Source organism: Rhodoferax sp. (assembly GCF_034519335.1).
In the GTDB taxonomy this organism is placed as follows: Bacteria; Pseudomonadota; Gammaproteobacteria; order Burkholderiales; family Burkholderiaceae_C; genus Allorhodoferax.
In genome coordinates this window covers 114101-129997 of sequence record NZ_JAXHOL010000001.1, presented here as the reverse complement: position 1 = coordinate 129997, position 15897 = coordinate 114101, and the positions used below count along the sequence as shown (strand labels likewise).

Annotated in this window: 15 protein-coding genes and 1 pseudogene; 9 read left to right on the top strand and 7 right to left on the bottom strand. The window is 58.1% G+C overall.

Annotation, left to right across the window (positions count from 1 at the left end):
• The first annotated feature begins 6 nt into the window (after nt 1-6).
• On the top strand, nt 7-495 hold the full coding sequence (locus U5O12_RS00700) for a DUF1499 domain-containing protein (RefSeq protein ID WP_322576790.1): 489 nt from the start codon (nt 7-9) through the stop codon (nt 493-495).
• A 66-nt stretch (nt 496-561) separates the two neighbouring features.
• On the opposite strand, the gene clpA is transcribed toward U5O12_RS00700, so the two are convergent.
• The 3 genes from clpA to icd form a co-directional block, all read right to left on the bottom strand.
• Nucleotides 562-2883 (bottom strand): ATP-dependent Clp protease ATP-binding subunit ClpA, encoded by a 2322-nt coding sequence (gene clpA, locus U5O12_RS00695; protein WP_322576789.1) that lies wholly within the window; start codon nt 2881-2883, stop codon nt 562-564.
• A gap of 79 nt (nt 2884-2962) precedes the next feature.
• Nucleotides 2963-3316, bottom strand: a complete 354-nt coding sequence (gene clpS / locus U5O12_RS00690; RefSeq protein WP_322576788.1) for an ATP-dependent Clp protease adapter ClpS — start codon at nt 3314-3316, stop codon at nt 2963-2965.
• A 170-nt stretch (nt 3317-3486) separates the two neighbouring features.
• A complete protein-coding gene (gene icd, locus U5O12_RS00685; protein WP_322576787.1) occupies nt 3487-4740 on the bottom strand; it encodes an NADP-dependent isocitrate dehydrogenase in 1254 nt (417 codons plus the stop codon).
• Between the two features lie 198 nt (nt 4741-4938).
• Between icd and U5O12_RS00680 the strand changes: the two genes are divergently transcribed.
• On the top strand, nt 4939-5364 hold the full coding sequence (locus tag U5O12_RS00680; protein WP_416221419.1) for a DUF192 domain-containing protein: 426 nt from the start codon (nt 4939-4941) through the stop codon (nt 5362-5364).
• 113 nt (nt 5365-5477) lie between these two features.
• Here U5O12_RS00680 and U5O12_RS00675 read toward each other — a convergent pair whose 3' ends face one another.
• From U5O12_RS00675 to xseA, 3 genes and pseudogenes are all read right to left on the bottom strand, one after another.
• Nucleotides 5478-7715: an NADP-dependent isocitrate dehydrogenase gene (locus U5O12_RS00675; RefSeq protein WP_322576786.1), complete on the bottom strand. Its 2238-nt coding sequence runs from the start codon at nt 7713-7715 to the stop codon at nt 5478-5480.
• 247 nt (nt 7716-7962) lie between these two features.
• Nucleotides 7963-8544 (bottom strand): superoxide dismutase, encoded by a 582-nt coding sequence (locus U5O12_RS00670; protein WP_322576785.1) that lies wholly within the window; start codon nt 8542-8544, stop codon nt 7963-7965.
• Nucleotides 8545-8587: 43 nt separating this feature from the next.
• Nucleotides 8588-9887, bottom strand: a pseudogene (gene xseA, locus U5O12_RS00665) (exodeoxyribonuclease VII large subunit).
• Between the two features lie 230 nt (nt 9888-10117).
• Between xseA and U5O12_RS00660 the strand changes: the two are divergent.
• From U5O12_RS00660 to adk, 6 genes are all read left to right on the top strand, one after another.
• A complete protein-coding gene (locus U5O12_RS00660) occupies nt 10118-10744 on the top strand; it encodes a MotA/TolQ/ExbB proton channel family protein (protein ID WP_322576784.1) in 627 nt (208 codons plus the stop codon).
• Between the two features lie 27 nt (nt 10745-10771).
• Nucleotides 10772-11200, top strand: a complete 429-nt coding sequence (locus U5O12_RS00655) for a biopolymer transporter ExbD (RefSeq protein ID WP_322576783.1) — start codon at nt 10772-10774, stop codon at nt 11198-11200.
• Between the two features lie 3 nt (nt 11201-11203).
• On the top strand, nt 11204-12241 hold the full coding sequence (lpxK, locus tag U5O12_RS00650; protein ID WP_322576782.1) for a tetraacyldisaccharide 4'-kinase: 1038 nt from the start codon (nt 11204-11206) through the stop codon (nt 12239-12241).
• Nucleotide 12242: 1 nt separating this feature from the next.
• Complete coding sequence (locus U5O12_RS00645; RefSeq protein ID WP_322576781.1) at nt 12243-12425, top strand: Trm112 family protein; 183 nt, start codon at nt 12243-12245, stop codon at nt 12423-12425.
• A gap of 8 nt (nt 12426-12433) precedes the next feature.
• Nucleotides 12434-13210: a 3-deoxy-manno-octulosonate cytidylyltransferase gene (gene kdsB / locus U5O12_RS00640; RefSeq protein ID WP_322576780.1), complete on the top strand. Its 777-nt coding sequence runs from the start codon at nt 12434-12436 to the stop codon at nt 13208-13210.
• Nucleotides 13211-13320: 110 nt separating this feature from the next.
• Nucleotides 13321-13977, top strand: a complete 657-nt coding sequence (gene adk, locus U5O12_RS00635; RefSeq protein WP_322576779.1) for an adenylate kinase — start codon at nt 13321-13323, stop codon at nt 13975-13977.
• A gap of 41 nt (nt 13978-14018) precedes the next feature.
• Here the strand turns inward: adk and U5O12_RS00630 are convergent, their stop codons facing one another.
• Entirely contained in the window at nt 14019-14990 is a 972-nt protein-coding gene (locus U5O12_RS00630) for an asparaginase (protein ID WP_322576778.1), read from the bottom strand.
• A 114-nt stretch (nt 14991-15104) separates the two neighbouring features.
• Between U5O12_RS00630 and lexA the strand changes: the two genes are divergently transcribed.
• A complete protein-coding gene (lexA, locus tag U5O12_RS00625) occupies nt 15105-15779 on the top strand; it encodes a transcriptional repressor LexA (protein ID WP_322576777.1) in 675 nt (224 codons plus the stop codon).
• The last annotated feature ends 118 nt before the right edge of the window (nt 15780-15897 follow it).

Sequence of the window (15897 nt, the reverse complement as noted above, 5' to 3'; positions counted from 1 at the left end):
TCAACCATGAAAGTCGTCTGGTTCATCGCGTTGGTGATGGTAGCCATAGCAACACTGTTGTTTTTGGCTGGACAGCTGGGAATCCTCAAAGGAACACCACCCACAGACTTGGGCGTCAAAGACGGCCGACTCAAACCGCCAGCCCGCACGCCCAACAGTGTCAATAGCCAAGCTGGCCTCTATCCCGATCATCCACAAGCCCAGTACGCCGCTATCGCGCCATTGGCATACCAAGGTGACGCCAAGGCCGCAATGGCCAAACTGGTAGATGTTGTGCAATCTCTGCCGGGTACCGTGATCGTCTCGCAAAGCGACGGTTACGTGTATGCCCAAAGCACGACCAAGTTGTTGCGCTTTACAGATGACGTGGAGTTTTGGCTCGACACGTCTAACCAAGTCATTCAAGTGCGCTCTGCGAGCCGCATTGGTCGCAAAGACTTTGGTGTCAACCGGCAACGCATTGAAGTTATACGGGCCCAACTAAACGCCAGTTGAACATACCCACCGGCGATTAAAAAAGGGGCGCTCAGAGCGCCCCTTTTCTTTTACGGTGTTTGACCCTCAACCCGCTGTAGCCTCTTCTGGCTTGGACTTGCCCTCTTTTTTGGGCAAGGGTTGAATGTCCAGAATCACTTCGGTCTTGTCAGCCACCGCATCATCCAGATCAACCGTGAGACGGCCTCCGTCAACCAGACGGCCGAACAGCAGCTCATCGGCCAGCGCGCGACGAATCGTGTCTTGGATCAGCCGCTGCATGGGGCGTGCACCCATGAGCGGATCGAACCCCTTCTTCGCCAAGTGCTTGCGCAGTTTGTCGGTAAACGTGACATCCACTTTTTTCTCGGCCAGCTGCGTTTCCAGCTGCAACAAGAATTTATCGACGACACGCAGGATCACCACCTCGTCCAGCGCCTTGAAGCCAACGATGGCATCCAGGCGGTTGCGGAACTCAGGAGTGAACAGACGCTTGATGTCCACCATCTCATCACCGGACTCACGCGGATTAGTGAAACCGATGGTCGCCTTGTTCATGGTCTCGGCACCCGCATTGGTCGTCATGATGATGATGACATTGCGGAAATCTGCCTTGCGGCCATTGTTGTCAGTCAAGGAACCATGGTCCATGACTTGCAAAAGGACGTTAAAGATGTCCGGATGGGCTTTTTCAATCTCATCCAGCAGCAACACCGCATGCGGCTTCTTCGTCACGGCTTCCGTCAGCAAACCGCCTTGGTCAAAGCCCACATAACCGGGAGGCGCACCAATCAGACGGCTCACAGCATGCCGTTCCATGTACTCGCTCATGTCAAAGCGGATCAGATCGATGCCCATGATGTAGGCCAGTTGCTTGGCCGCTTCGGTCTTGCCCACGCCCGTGGGACCGCTGAACAGGAAGGAGCCAATCGGCTTGTCGCCCTTGCCCAGACCCGAGCGTGCCATCTTGACCGCTGAGGCTAAGACGTCCAGCGCCTTGTCCTGGCCAAACACCACACTCTTCAAGTCGCGCTCCAGCGTCTTGAGTTTGCTGCGGTCATCATTAGACACATTGGCAGGGGGAATCCGAGCGATCTTCGCCACGATTTCTTCCACCTCAGTCTTGCTGATGGTCTTCTTGCGTTTGCTGGGCGCCAAAATGCGCTGCGCAGCACCAGCCTCATCGATCACATCAATCGCCTTGTCCGGCAAATGGCGATCGTTGATGTACTTCGCACTGAGTTCTGCAGCAGCCTGCAATGCAGCCAGTGCGTACTTCACGTTGTGATGCTCTTCAAAACGGGACTTCAGTCCCTTGAGGATTTCCACGGTCTGGTCGATGGTGGGTTCCACCACATCCACCTTCTGGAAGCGGCGCGACAGGGCCGCATCTTTTTCAAAGATGCCACGGTACTCCGTGAACGTGGTTGCACCAATGCACTTCAGTTGGCCTGAACTCAAGCTGGGCTTGAGCAGGTTGGAGGCATCCAGCGTGCCGCCCGAAGCAGCGCCGGCACCAATCAGGGTGTGAATCTCGTCAATAAACAGCACCGCATTGGGCTTGTCCTTGAGGGCTTTCAACACACCTTTGAGGCGTTGCTCAAAATCACCGCGGTACTTGGTACCTGCCAGCAAGGCGCCCATGTCGAGCGAGTACACGACGGAATCCGCCAGAATTTCAGGTACATCGTTTTGCGAGATGCGCCATGCCAAGCCCTCGGCGATCGCCGTTTTACCCACACCCGCCTCACCGACCAGCAGCGGGTTATTCTTGCGGCGGCGGCACAGAATCTGAATGACCCGCTCCACCTCGTACTCACGGCCGATTAGCGGATCGATCTTCCCGTCCTTGGCCATTTGGTTCAGGTTCTGGGTGTATTGCTCCAGTGGAGAAGCCTTTTCGTTCTTTTCAGAACCGCCCTCTTCCGCTTCTGCAGGATTTTCACTGGATTTGGCTGCCTCAGGAGGATCGCTCTTCTTGATTCCATGGGCGATGAAGTTCACCACATCCAAGCGGGTCACGCCCTGCTGGTGGAGGTAGTACACCGCATGCGAATCTTTCTCACCAAAGATAGCGACCAGCACGTTGGCGCCGGTGACTTCTTTCTTTCCGCTGCCGGTGCTCTGCACGTGCATGATGGCTCGCTGGATCACGCGTTGAAAGCCTAGGGTTGGCTGCGTGTCCACCTCGTCACTGCCGGCCACTTGGGGGGTGTTGTCCTTGATGAAGTTGCTCAGAGATTTGCGCAAATCATCGATGTTGGCAGCGCACGCCCGCAACACTTCGGCAGCGCTGGGATTGTCGAGCAAGGCCAACAGCAAGTGCTCTACGGTGATGAACTCATGCCGCTGCTGCCGCGCTTCGACAAACGCCATGTGCAGGCTGACTTCCAATTCTTGGGCAATCATATGAATTCCTTTTTGCCTTGCTGTGTTGAATAACTGTAATGCGTTTTACGTCGCCCAAAGCGCTTACGCCGGAAATACCCTACAAATCCACCGGTTCGCTCACACACTGCAATGGATGACCTGCCTTGTGCGCCGCCTCCATGACCTGGTCTACCTTGGTCGCGGCAATATCCTTGGAATAAACACCGCACACGCCTCGCCCATCCAGATGGATCTTGAGCATGATTTGCGTTGCCGCCTCCAGGTCCTTGCCAAAAAACTCCTGGATCACTACCACCACAAACTCCATGGGGGTGTAATCGTCATTGAGCATGACCACCTGGTACATGGACGGCGGCTGCACCTTTTGCGTCAGCCGCTCCATTACCACGGAGCCATCCCCCTCGGTAAGGGGCGGCGAAATGATGGGCTTGGTAGGTTTGTTGGTGGCCATGCGTGAGATTTTATCGGGCGCTTACTTGCGTGCACGCTGGCGATGTTGTTTGGAGTTGGTGACAAAAACGAGGGTTTCAAGCCGCACCAACAAAAAACCGCTGCGCAGTCTGGCTCCGCAGCGGTTTTTCAGGGTGAGGAGGTACTGCGAGCGGTGCCGCAGCATCCATATCACATGTTGTCGATCATGACTTGGCCAAAGCCGGAGCAACTCACCTGCTTGGCGCCGTCCATCAGTCGGGCAAAGTCGTACGTCACTTTCTTGCTGGCAATCGACTTTTCAATCGAGCGGATGATCAGGTCTGCCGCCTCTTTCCAGCCCATGTGGCGCAGCATCATTTCAGCCGACAAAATCTCGGAACCGGGGTTCACATAGTCCTTGCCCGCGTACTTGGGGGCCGTGCCATGGGTTGCTTCAAACATGGCGACGGTATCGGATAAATTGGCACCGGGGGCAATGCCAATCCCGCCCACCTGGGCCGCCAATGCATCGGAGATGTAATCTCCATTCAGATTCAAGGTAGCCACCACGCTGTACTCCACCGGACGCAACAAAATTTGCTGCAAAAACGCGTCCGCAATGCTGTCCTTGATGACGATGTCCTTGCCGGTTTTGGGATTCTTGAACCTGCACCATGGACCACCATCAATCAATTCTGCGCCAAACTCTTTTTGGGCTAACGCATAGGCCCAGTCGCGGAAGCCGCCCTCGGTGAATTTCATGATATTGCCCTTGTGCACAATCGTCACATTGGGCTTGTCGTTGTCGATGGCGTACTGGATGGCCTTGCGAACCAGGCGCTCGGTTCCCTCGCGCGATACAGGCTTGATGCCGATTCCAGAGGTATTTGGGAAGCGGATCTTCTTGACACCGAATTCGTCTTGTAAAAACTTGATGAGCTTCTTGGCCTTGTCCGACTCCGCTTCAAACTCAATGCCGGCGTATATGTCTTCCGAGTTCTCACGGAAGATCACCATATTGGTTTTCTCTGGTTCTTTCAGCGGGCTGGGCACACCCTTGAAATACTGGATAGGTCGCAGGCACACATACAAGTCCAGCTCCTGGCGCAGCGCCACGTTCAGCGAACGAATACCCCCCCCCACCGGAGTCGTCAGTGGCCCCTTGATAGACACCACGTATTCCCGCACTACATCCAGCGTCTCCTGGGGCAACCAGACATCAGGGCCATAAATTCTGGTGGATTTTTCACCCGCATAAACTTCCATCCATTGAATTTTTCGCTGACCACCATAGGCCTTGGCTACAGCTGCGTCCACCACTTTGAGCATCACTGGGGTAATGTCCTGCCCCGTTCCATCACCTTCGATGTAAGGGATGATGGGCTGGTCCGGCACATTCAAAGTCATGTCGGCATTGACGGTGATTTTTTGGCCTTCCGCGGGGACCTTGATGTGCTGGTACATAAAAACAGAACTCCGTGTTCGGTACGCTAACAATGTGAGGCCGGATGCCACACGCAAGGTGCGGCGCCGGAATTGACCGTGGGAATTCTAGTTGTAAATGCCGCACGCACATGGCGCACAATCCAATCCTTGACCGCATCACAACCCGCAAACAGTCACCGTATGAAATCCTTTGGCAAGTACCTTATTGCACTCTGCATGGCAATGGCTGGAACACATGCAGCCATTGCACAAGATTCCGCCCAAACAAATTTGCCACGCATCCAGCTCACGGCGGGCATGCATGTCATTGATGCACAAGTGGCCCAAACGCCAGACCAACGCAGCATCGGCCTGATGTTTCGCAAAGATATGCCCCAGCATGAAGGCATGTTATTTGTGTTCGAACAACCCTCTGGCCTGTGTTTCTGGATGAAGAACACGCTCTTGCCGCTCACCGCAGCTTTTGTGGCCGATGACGGAACCATCGTGAACCTCGCAGATATGAAACCACAAACGACTGACTCCCATTGCGCAGCCAAACCGGTACGCTACGTTCTGGAAATGAATCAAGGCTGGTTCACCAAACGTGGCTTCAAGGCTGGAAGCAAATTGGGCGGGCCACCATTCACAACACGCAAATAATTTGCAAGGCCACACAACTGCAGTCCCCCAACAAAATGCCCCCGCAGACATTGCAGTCTGCGGGGGCATTTTTCTGTCCGCGGCGGCTAGCCCCAAAGGGCTAAAACGCGAGCTTACACTTTGACCGATTTCAAGGCCACATTCAAGGTCTGGCTGGGACGCATCACTGCATCGAGCTTGCTGCTATCGGGCAGGTAATAACCGCCGATATCCGCTGGTTTTCCTTGCACCGCAGCCAACTCGGCCACAATGGTTTGCTCGTTGTCGGTTAGTTGCTTGGCCAGAGGTGCAAAAAGCTTTGCCAGTGCAGGATCATCCGTTTGGGCTACCAATTCCTGCGCCCAGTAAAGGGCCAGGTAAAACTGGCTGCCACGGTTATCCAATTGACCAGTCTTGGGAGAAGGGTTCTTGTTGTTATCCAACAGCTTGCCCGTTGCAGCGTCCAATGTCTTGGCCAGTACTTTGGCTTTTGCATTGCCCGTCTTGAGGCCCAAATCTTCGAGGGAGACTGCCAATGCCAAAAACTCGCCCAAGGAATCCCATCGCAAGTGGTTTTCTTCCACCAGTTGCTGCACATGCTTGGGCGCAGAGCCGCCAGCTCCCGTCTCGTACATGCCACCACCGGCCATCAAGGGCACGATAGACAGCATCTTGGCCGAGGTACCCAATTCCATGATGGGGAACAGATCGGTCAGGTAATCACGCAGAATGTTGCCGGTGGCACTGATCGTGTCCTGGCCGCGGATCACGCGCTCCAGCGTGTAGCGCATCGCACGCACTTGGCTCATGATCTGGATATCCAAACCCACGGTGTTGTGCTCGTGCAGATACATCTTCACCTTGGTGATCAGCTGCGCTTCGTGGGGGCGGTACGAGTCCAGCCAGAACACCACGGGCATGCCCGAGTTGCGCGCACGGTTCACGGCCAGCTTGACCCAGTCGCGGATAGCAGCGTCCTTGACCTGGCACATGCGCCAGATGTCGCCCGCTTCCACGTTCTGGCTCAGCAGCACTTCGCCCGTAGCCAGGTCGGTAATGTTGGCCACACCGTCTTCCGAAATCTCAAATGTCTTGTCATGCGAGCCATACTCTTCGGCCTGCTGCGCCATCAATCCCACATTGGGTACGGTACCCATGGTCTTGGGATCAAAGTTGCCGTGCCATTTGCAGAAGTTGATGATCTCCTGGTAAATGCGAGCAAAGGTCGACTCGGGCATCACGGCCTTCACGTCTTTCAGGCGGCCATTGGCGTCCCACATCTTGCCGCCGTTGCGGATCATGGCGGGCATGGAGGCATCCACGATGATGTCGTTGGGCGAGTGGAAGTTGGTGATGCCCTTGGCAGAGTCCACCATGGCCAGCTCGGGGCGATGTTCATGGCAAGCGTGCAGGTCGCGCTTGATTTCGTCTTGCTTGCTTTGCGGCAGGGTGGCGATCTTGGTGTACAGATCTGCCATACCGTTGTTGACGTTGACGCCCAGCTCCTTGAACAAGGCGCCGTGTTTTTCGAACGCTTCTTTGTAAAAAATCCGCACGCAGTGGCCGAACACGATGGGGTGGGACACCTTCATCATCGTAGCCTTCACGTGCAGCGAGAACATCACGCCAGTCTTGCGCGCGTCTTCAATTTCTTTCTCGTAGAACTCCAGCAAGGCCTTTTTGCTCATGAACATGCTGTCGATGACCTCGCGGTCCAGCAGAGACACCTTCGGCTTGAGAACAATGGTTTGACCGCTCTTGGTGAGCAGTTCCATCTTGACCTCGCGAGCACGGTCCAGCGTCATGGACTTTTCGCCATGGTAGAAGTCTCCGGCGTGCATGTGAGACACGTGCGAGCGCGATGCCTGGCTCCATTCAGCCATGCTGTGCGGGTTCTTGCGGGCGTATTCCTTCACGGCCTTGGGCGCACGGCGGTCCGAGTTACCTTCGCGCAGCACAGGGTTCACAGCCGATCCAATGCAGCGGGCGTAACGGGCGCGGATGGACTTTTCTTCGTCCGTCTTGGGCGCTTCCGGATAGTCAGGAATTGCATAACCTTTGGACTGCAGCTCTTTGATACACGCTTGCAATTGGCCAACGGATGCGCTGATGTTGGGCAGCTTGATGATGTTGGCATCTGCTTCCAGCGTTTTTTTGCCCAGCTCGGCCAAGGTATTCGGCAGCCTTTGGGCTTCGGGCAAACATTCGGGGAACTCCCCCAGCACCCGGGCAGCCACTGAAATATCGCTTTCGGTCACATTGATACCTGCGGGCGCGGCAAATGTGCGAATGATGGGCAAAAACGACGCGGTGGCCAGGCGAGGGGCCTCGTCAGTCAGCGTGTAGATGATGGTGGGTTGCTGGGTAGTCATCTCTTGTCTCCAAAAAATAGAAAGGGGTGGCGCCGTGGGTCTGCACTACCCACCGGCTTTGTTCACCGGATAGTGCGTGATTGTGCTTTCAGTGGTCTGACCTAAATCCGGTTTTTTGCAATGCATTCTCACAATGCGAAATTTAACTTCATTCTGGCAAAAATTTTTTCGCGACCAAAGTATGACCCCAAAGTAAAAAAGGCCAACAGGTCACCCCGTTGGCCTCTCGGCTAAGACGAAACGCGCCTCAGGCGAAGTTCTTTTCCGCGAACCCCCAGTTCACCAGCTTGTCCAAGAAGGTCTCAACAAACTTGGGACGCATGTTGCGGTAATCAATGTAGTACGCGTGTTCCCATACGTCCACGGTCAAGAGGGCTGTGTCAGAGGTGGTCAGAGGCGTGCCGGCCGCGCCGGTGTTCACGATGTCTACCGTGCCATCAGGCTTCTTCACCAGCCAGGTCCAGCCGGAACCAAAATTGCCCACAGCCGACTTCACAAACGCTTCTTTGAACGCAGCATAGCTGCCCCACTTGGCGTTGATGGCAGTTGCCAACGCGCCAGTAGGTTCACCACCGCCGTTGGGCTTCATGCAGTTCCAGAAGAAGGTGTGGTTCCAGATCTGGGCGGAGTTGTTGTAGATACCGCCGCTGGACTTCTTGATGATCTCTTCGAGCGTCATGCTCTCGAATTCGGTGCCCTTTTGCAGGTTGTTCAGGTTCACCACGTAGGCGTTGTGGTGCTTGCCATGGTGGAACTCCAAGGTTTCTTTGGAGTAGGCGGGAGCCAAAGCGTCAATCGCGTAGGGCAGGGCGGGCAAGGTATGTTCCATGGAGTCCTCTGGGTTGGTTAGCAAGAAAACGGAATTGTAGAAACTAATTGGAAGCCTGTTGGGCAACCACAAAATCAACCGCGCCATCAGCAAGGGTGGCCCGAACGGGGTCTCCGGCATGAAGCTGGCTCGTCCGGGTCACGGCGTGACCGGACTTGTCGCTTAGCCAGGCATAACCCCTGCGCAACACCAGGCTGGGGTCCAGCAGCTCCAGGCGCAAGCCTGCACGGGCAGTGCGTTCCTGCTGGGCTTGGTGGGCCCGCGCCAAGCTAGGCAACAAGCCTTGCTGGGCATGCTGCACGGCAGCACGCTTTCGCAGCACCTCGGAGGCCACCGCATGCCGCAGACGCTGGCGCAAGTGTTCTAGACCCGCACTGCGCTGCACCACCATGGACGAAGGGCGACCCAGGCGGGCAGCCACACCATCCAGTCGTTGCGCCTGCCGGTCCACCACGCGCATCAGGGCCGTTTGAAGGCGGTCTTGCTGGCTGTCCACCAAATCCTGTAGCTGCTGGGTCGACGGACTTACCATCTCAGCCGCAGCCGTGGGCGTGGGCGCACGCACATCGGCCACAAAATCAGCCATCGTGAAGTCTGTTTCATGCCCGACACCACTGACCACCGGAACCGGGCTCGCGGCAATGGTGCGTGCAAGTTGTTCATCGTTGAAGGCCCACAGGTCTTCCATGGAACCGCCGCCCCGCACCAACAAAATGGCATCAACCCCCTGCGCCTGCGCGCCACGGTTAACGGTACAACGACTCCAACGCTTGGACCAGCGCGGGTGCAGCGCCCTCACCCTGCACCAAAGCTGGCGCCAATACCACCTGAAGATGCGGTGCACGCCTGCGCAAGGCCGTGACCACATCGTGCAAGGCTGCAGCACCCAGGGACGTCACCAGGCCAATGCTCCGCGGCACCGCAGGCAGAGAGCGCTTGCGTGCAGGATCAAACAAACCTTCGGCCTCAAGCGCCGCCTTGAGACGCATGAACTGCTCAAACAGATTGCCCTGGCCTTGTCGCGTCATGCTTTCCACAATCAGCTGCAAATCGCCACGCGGCCCGTAAATATCCAAGCGCCCAGTCAACTCCACCAACTCGCCTTCGCGCGGTGCAAAGTCCAGCAAGGAAGCAGCGCGCTTGAACATGGCACAGCGCAGCTGGGCTTGCGCGTCTTTCAAGGTGAAGTAGCAATGGCCGCTGCTGGCCCGCGTGAAACTGGCCAGCTCCCCGGTCACCCGCACCGGGTTGAAGCGTGCGTCCAGCGTGTCAGCTAGAGCACGACACAAGGCTGACACCGGCCAAACCCGCCGCAGGGGCGGCACAGCCTCAAATGCAGCCATGTACCGCGCCCTGGCTTCCGCCAACGCACACGGGTGCGTAGCAAGTCTTTGAATTCATTGGAGTTTTCACTGCTGTATTTGTCATCAAACTGTTCGCACCCGCATGCAGGCGGGGCAAAGCCGCCAAGCTGGTGCAGTTGCCCACATACTTATCCACACATTTTGTGAAAAAAGGGGACATCCGGCTACGCCATAATCAGCCAGCTTTTACTCTGCATGGGGTTTCACACTTGTTTTCCATCATACAAGCCGCGGGTTGGCCCATTTGGCCCTTGATTGCCTGCTCCATTCTGGCCTTGGCCATCGTTATCGAACGCTTCATCAGCCTGAAAGTTGCCAAGGTGGCACCTCCCCGCTTGCTTGAAGAAGTGCTTAGCGTCACACGCACCAGCGTGCCTGCGCCTGATGTCGTCACCCAACTGGAAAAGAACTCGGCCTTGGGGGAAGTACTGGCCAGCGGCCTGCGCGCCGTGAATGCAGACCCCCATATTTCGGAAGACGATGTGCGTGCCACCATGGAAGGCGCTGGGCGCAAAGTCACCCAACGCCTGGAAACCTATCTGGGCGCCTTGGCCACTATTGCGTCGGCCGCACCGCTGCTGGGCCTGTTTGGCACGGTGGTGGGCATGATTGAGATCTTCGGCTCGCAAGCGCCAGGCGGCAGCACTGGTGGGAACCCCGCGCAATTGGCACACGGCATTTCAATTGCGCTCTACAACACAGCGTTTGGTCTGATCGTTGCGATTCCTTCACTGATTTTCTGGCGCTATTTCCGGGCTCGCGTCGATGCCTACCTGTTGACCTTGGAGCTCGCGGCCGAGCACCTGAATCGGCACCTCAGGGCCATGCGCAAATAAGTCGGCCGATTGAGGAAACACCGCACCATGAACTTCCGCCACCGCCGCCAGGACGAGCCCGAGATCAACCTGATCCCCTTTATCGACGTGCTTCTGGTGGTGCTCATCTTCCTGATGCTGTCTACCACCTACAGCAAGTTCACCGAACTGCAGCTCAAGCTGCCGGTCGCCGACACCGATGCCCAGCGCGACTACCCGAAGGAACTCATCGTTGCAGTCAGTGCGGATGGCAGCTACAGCATCAACCGCAATGCCATTGCAGGCCGTAACTTGGACAGCTTGGCGATTGCCCTGACCGACAACGCCAAGGCAGGCAAAGACACCGTCGTCATCATTAGCGCCGATGCCAGCGCCAAGCATCAGGCCGTGGTCACCGTGATGGAAGCGGCCCGGCGCGCCGGACTCAACCAAATCACCTTCGCCACCCAGTCTTCCGCCCAGGCGGGCGGCCAATAAGACATGCATGCAGGCCTGCAACAGGCCCTGCTGCGGGCCTGGACAGGCCGCGGTGCACTGGCCTGGGCCCTGCGCCCTGTCGCTTTTGTTTACAGCAGCCTCGTTTGGCTGCGCCGCTTTGCGTATCGCCAACATTGGCTCACCAGCCAGCGCCTTCCAGTCCCCGTGGTGGTAGTGGGCAATGTATTGGCGGGTGGTGCGGGCAAAACGCCCACCGTCATCGGCGTGGTGGCCCATTTGCAAGCCCAGGGGTGGAAGGTTGGCATCGTTTCGCGCGGCTTCGGACGCCGAAGTGACGCCGTTCAGGCCGTACACACGGATGCATTGCCCGCCGAAGTGGGTGATGAACCCTTGCTACTGCAGCGTAAAACGGGGGTTCCGGTGTACGTGGGTCGTGAGCGTGCCGCTGCGGCCCGGGCCTTGCTGGACGCCCACCCTCAAACGCAGATCATCGTGTGTGACGACGGCATGCAGCATTACGCCCTCTACCGTGACGTAGAAATTTGTGTGTTCGACAGCAGAGGCATCGGCAACGGCTGGCTCTTGCCCGCTGGCCCGCTTCGTGAACATTGGCCGCGCAGGGCATTGCATGCCGCGGGCCAGTCTGGTGAGCAACTGCTGGTGCTCAACACAGGGCCTAACACCGTGCCCGGCTTTACCGCCATCCGCCAATTGGCCGACCACACGGTAGATGCCAGCGGCCATATGCAGCCACTCGCGGCCCTGAACGCTCCCGGTGCCAAGCCGCTGTGTGCCGTGGCGGGCATTGCCCAGCCCGAGGCTTTTTTTGCCATGCTGCGCGCGCAGGGTATCGTTCCAACGCGTACCATGGCGCTCACGGATCACTATGATTTTGATAGCTGGTCGCGCAATAACCACGGGCACTACAGCCTGATTTGCACTGAGAAAGACGCTACCAAACTCTGGCAACACGTGCCTGAAGCCCGCGCCGTGCCGCTGGTGCAGACCGCACCCGCTGATTTCTATGCTGCGCTGGACCGATGCTTACAGCCACACCGACCTGCCCCGCTATCATCCTGACATGGACACCAGACTTCTCGAACTGCTTGTTTGCCCCGTCACCAAGGGCCCCCTGGAATACAACCGCGACCAGCAGGAACTCGTCTCCCGCAGCGCCCGCCTGGCGTACCCCGTGCGCGACGGCATTCCCATCCTGCTGGAAAACGAGGCCCGCGTCCTCACCGACGCCGAGCTTGGGCTGTGAGCGGCAGCATGGGTTTCACAGTTCTCATTCCTGCGCGCCTTGCTTCCACCCGCCTGCCCAACAAGCCTTTGGCGGACCTCGGGGGTATCCCCATGGTGGTGCGGGTAGCACAGCGGGTCCGTGAAGGCGTGCCCCAAGCCAATCGCGTAGTGGTGGCTGCAGACAGCGGCTCCATCGTGCAAGCCTGTGCAGCACATGGCGTGCAGGCCATCCTGACCCGCCAAGATCACCCCTCCGGCAGCGACCGCCTGGCAGAAGCCTGCGATATTCTGGGTCTGGCCGACGAGGACATTGTGGTGAACGTCCAGGGTGACGAACCGCTGATGGATCCCGACTTGGTGCAAGCGGTAGCGGCCTTGTTGCAAGCCACGCCACAAGCCAGCATGGGCACAGCCGCCCATGCCATCACCGAGGTGGCTGACTTTGCCAACCCCAATGTGGTGAAAGTCGTGCACGACGCCGCCCACTTGGCGCTGTATTTCAGCCGCGCACCCATCAGTTGGTGGCGTGACGGCTTTGCCAATGGCATCAGCAGCCTGCCTTCGCCAGCCCCCTTGCGCCACATTGGCATCTACTCCTACCGCGTGGGTTTTCTGCGGGAGTTTCCGCGCCTGCCCCAGGCCCCTATCGAAGTCGTGGAAGCACTGGAACAACTGCGCGCGCTTTGGCACGGGCACCGGATCGCAGTGCATGTCAGCGCGCACGCCCCCGGCCCCGGGGTGGACACCCCAGAAGACTTGGCACGCGTCCGGGCCATCCTCGCTGGCTTGGCGCCGAAGCTGTAAGTTAAGCACGGGACAGCCCGTGCTATTCTCCAGAGCTACACGCGCGCAAGAAAAACGCACCAGCAAGGTGCCAAACAAGCGCCAAAGTTTTGTTTTATCCGAGGTTATCCATGAGACTGATTCTGTTGGGCGCACCCGGCGCTGGCAAAGGCACGCAAGCCACCTTCATTTGTCAAAAGTACGGAATTCCGCAAATTTCCACTGGCGACATGCTGCGTGCGGCCGTCAAAGCTGGCACACCGCTAGGCCTGCAGGCCGATGCTGTCATGAAGTCCGGCGGACTGGTCAGCGACGACCTCATCATCAACCTGGTCAAAGAACGCATTGCGCAGCCCGATTGCGCCAAGGGCTTCTTGTTTGACGGCTTTCCCCGCACCATTCCTCAGGCCGATGCCATGAAAGCCGCTGGCGTGGCGCTGGATTACGTGGTCGAAATTGACGTCCCGTTCGACGCGATCATCGAACGCATGAGCGGCCGCCGTTCGCACCCTGCATCGGGCCGCACGTACCACGTCAAGTTCAACCCGCCCAAGGTGGAAGGTCTGGACGATGTGACGGGAGAACCGCTGGTGCAACGCCCTGACGACCAGGAAGAGACGGTCAAGAAACGCCTGGACGTCTACAGCGCACAAACACGTCCCTTGGTGGAGTACTACTCCAGCTGGGCGGCCAAAGACCAAGCCGCAGCCCCCAAATACCGCGCCATCAGCGGTATGGGTGACGTAGACGCCATCACCGCACGCGTGTTTGAAGCGCTGAGCCGGTAAGCGCAACAGGCACTGCAAAAAAGCCGCGCAAGCGGCTTCTTTTACGCCATGAGCGCCAGCATCAGCGCAATGCGCGCCTTCACGGGCGACAAACCTTGGGAGTGGGGCAAGGCCGCAGGTGCCTCCCCAGCCACCACCTGGCCACGGGCACAGCGGCTGGCACGCACCACGCGCACTCCCTGCCGCTGAACCTCCAGCAAAGCGGCTTCCAGGTCCACATGCAGAGTGCCATTGCCAGTACCTGCGACGACCAGTCCACGCAAAGGGGGCACATTTGCGTCCGAATAGACGAGACTTCGCACCATGGCACCCGAGGCGCCCGCGTAATTCATCACAAGCTCGACACGCGGCCAGGCAGCATGAGGCAAAGACAGACGCTCCAGCGAAAAAGCAGGAGCCACATGCACCGGCTGGCCCAGCCAACGCACCCGGGCTTCCTCTACCAAGGCCAGTGGCCCAGCATCCCCGGAGTCAAACGCGTCGACACGGTAGGTGTAACTCTTCTGCACCAGACGCGCACTGTGCACCGCACCCGCACAGACCACCAGCACCCCCCGGGCCGCACTGTCCAAGGCCACTGCCACGGCATCCAGCACATTTTGCGGACCGTCCGGCGTGAGCGCCGAAGCCGGGCGCATGGCACAGGTCATAACCAATGGTTTGGCCTGTAGCAGCGCGGGCGGCAGCACCTGCTCCAGAAAAAAGGCAGTCTCCTCCAGTGTGTCCGTTCCGTGGGTGATCACTACGGCATCGACCTCGGAATCCTGTAGGTGCTCGGCACAGCGCTGCGCCAGCGTGGACCAGACGGCAAACCCCATGTCCTTGCTGTCCACCTGGGCCACCTGCTCAGCCACCATTTCCCGCCCTTGCAAGGCACTTTTCAAAGGCGCAATGGCATCCAACAGCGACTGTACCCCCACCTCCCCAGCCTTGTAGCCCACATTGTCAGAGCCGCGCTCCGAGCGACCCGCAATGGTGCCCCCTGTGCCCAAAACCACTACTTTTTTACCCATACATCACCGTCCCGCTTGCATTAATCAAAAAACTGGTTAAAAATACAGTTACTGGATGAGAAAACAGTGTGTACAGACACACAGCCAGCACCGACCCAACCCGAAGGAGTCAGTATGCTTGAAAGTCCCAAACTCACCGCCCGCCAACAGCAAATTTTGGATTTGATCCAGGGCGCCATTGCTCGCACCGGCGCCCCCCCCACCCGGGCGGAAATCGCCACCGAACTGGGCTTCAAGTCAGCCAACGCCGCCGAAGAGCATCTGCAGGCCCTCGCCCGCAAAGGCGTGATTGAGCTGGTCAGTGGCACATCGCGCGGCATCCGCCTCAAAGGTGACGTGCTGCGCTCCATGCAAGAGTCCCGCATGAAACAGTTTGCGCTGCCCATGCCTGGCCTGGCCCAACTGGCTCTGCCCCTGATTGGCCGTGTGGCTGCGGGCTCGCCCATCCTGGCACAAGAGCACGTAGACCAAACCTACTACGTGGAAAACAGCCTGTTTCAGCGCCAGCCCGACTACCTGCTCAAGGTACGCGGCATGTCCATGCGTGACGCCGGCATCATGGACGGCGACCTGCTCGCCGTACAAGCTACCAAAGACGCCAAAAATGGCCAGATCGTCGTGGCACGCTTGGGCGAAGAAGTCACCGTCAAGCGTTTTCGCCGCAACAAACACCTGATCGAACTGCACCCTGAAAACCCCGACTACCAAACCATTGTGGTGGAGCCCGGCGAACCATTCGAGATCGAAGGCCTGGCTGTGGGCCTGATTCGTAACACCATGTTGATGTGAACCCCAGGACGTCTGACCATGAATACCGCTCTCGCCATCAAACCTGATTTCTGGGCGCCGTTGCGTCTCTTGCAACAATGGCTGTGGCCCGAGACCAGCCCGTCGCTACGTCACCAAC